The 677-nt window shown below is 42.8% G+C and carries 1 protein-coding gene; it reads right to left on the minus strand.

Features of this window, described 5'->3' with window-relative positions:
* Positions 1-616, minus strand: a 616-nt coding sequence (locus tag A3761_RS03850) for a hypothetical protein (protein WP_156491576.1), incomplete at its 3' end; no start/stop codon positions are given.
* Positions 617-677: the final 61 nt, after the last annotated feature.

A 677-nucleotide genomic window follows, 5' to 3' on the forward strand; every position in this document is an offset into this window, starting at 1 on the left:
GAGCTAATTGTTTTTCGATGATGTGAATATCGATAGTGTCGGCTTGGTGGCGGTTTGCCTTGCTTTGTTTTAGCTTACTCAAGTGATCGTCAAGCGCAGTAAACAAAGTTTCAGCCATATTGAGTTTGTCAGAATAAAATAAAGACCTACCTAACTCCAGACCGATCAAAACCTTGTCTTTGTTATAGTCTTTCTCGAGAGCTAACCATTGCATGTAGGAACCTCCACTCACCTCGTGGATGACTTGAATCACTTCATTCCATAAGGCCTGTTTAACCAAGAGCCGGCTTAACTGTTTTAAAATTGCTAGGTTGTCAGCAGAGTCCTGGTAGTTGGTGATAAAGGAGCTAGAACTTAGTATATCTATGGCTTTCTCATTATGGCCTGCCTGTTCCCTGCTATAGGCTAGCCTTTTAATATTCGCAGCTGTGGCTTTGACAGTTTTCTCGCTTAGAGCGGCTTCGAGGATTAGAGCTGCCTGGAAAGGTAGGCCTTCTGATAGCTGTAATTGTGATAAGTGTAAAACTTCTGTAGCACTAAGGGCTTGTGTTTCTTTTAGTAGTTCCATGCCCGATAGGGCTTGTTGATGCTCACCTAATTGAATCGCTATACGCACCCATTGTTGCCAATAAGCCTTTTTGGTGGGTTCGAGCGATATTAGCTTCTCGATGATAAGT

The sequence above is a fragment of the Oleiphilus sp. HI0123 genome, from assembly GCF_001635315.1.